The organism is Clostridium sp. SGI.024, from assembly GCF_050315195.1.
Taxonomy (GTDB): Bacteria; Bacillota; Clostridia; order Clostridiales; family Clostridiaceae; genus Clostridium.
Map to the genome: position 1 here is coordinate 1 of NZ_JBNPON010000165.1, position 377 is coordinate 377.

The following is a 377-nucleotide window of genomic DNA, read 5'->3' on the forward strand; positions in this document are numbered from 1 at the left end:
ATTAAGGGAAATAATTGTAAAACACCTTTAGAAGAAAGAACTAAAAAATTTGAAACCTCAAAAAAATTTAATCGTCAAAGAAAAGAAGATTTAGAAAGAATACTTAGTGATGAAGGATGCTTACTCAGAATGAATAGAAGTATCCAAGCAGAAGGTTCCTTTGCACAAGTGAAACAAGATATGAATTTTAGAAGATTTATGTGTCGTGGTCAAAGAAATGTTTTAGCAGAGAGTACACTGCTTGCTATGGCTCACAACATAAATAAAATGCATAGAAAAATCCAATCGGGCCGAACTGGTAAGCATTTATTTGAGCTAAAGAAAAGTGCATAATTAATTTTTTAAAAGCTTTTTTTCTTAGGCTTATTAAAGTGCGC

1 protein-coding gene is annotated in these 377 nt (G+C 31.0%); it reads left to right on the top strand.

Annotated elements, in window-relative coordinates; translation table 11 throughout:
- On the top strand, positions 1-333 hold a 333-nt coding region (locus tag ACQRD5_RS17240; protein ID WP_427747124.1), incomplete at its 5' end, for a transposase.
- Between the last annotated feature and the right edge of the window lie 44 nt (positions 334-377).